The following is a 463-nucleotide window of genomic DNA, read 5'->3' as shown; positions in this document are numbered from 1 at the left end:
CAGTTGTTCAGGAAGTTTTGCAGCGGCGTCTTTTCGAAAATCCAGGCCGTCAGATACAGCAGGCCCAAACCGGCAATAACCCAGTTCAATGGCCCCATGTAGAGTGTGTAACGCAAAATGGCGACGTCTACTGTGATTGCCCCCGCCAAGGCACGGGCGGTATAGCCAAATCCTAACAATGCCTGGGCGCCAAACACGGCTACTTGCCCACCGACCACGGTCTGACGTATTTCCAGCCATGGATCAATCCGGTTATGGGAATCCTCTAATTGCAATTTCAAGGATTTGAATTCTTGCAAGGCGGCATAAGCCGACAACCCACCAATCACCCCACCAAACAAAGTAAGCGTCGGAACCATCGACCGCCCCTTACCAAACTCTTTAATCCCCAACCCCACCCTCACCTGACTATCCACCACCGCCACCAACGCCGCCGCCCCGTAAAGACTCGCCGAAATCGTGT

General features: G+C 53.8%; 1 pseudogene. It reads right to left on the bottom strand.

The features are described from left to right. A pseudogene (locus MKZ87_RS28845) lies at positions 1 to 463 on the bottom strand (hypothetical protein); the annotation flags it as partial.

The organism is Pseudomonas sp. MCal1, assembly GCF_026341415.1.
Classification (GTDB): domain Bacteria; phylum Pseudomonadota; class Gammaproteobacteria; order Pseudomonadales; family Pseudomonadaceae; genus Aquipseudomonas.
This window is presented reverse-complemented; position numbering and strand designations above follow the sequence as displayed.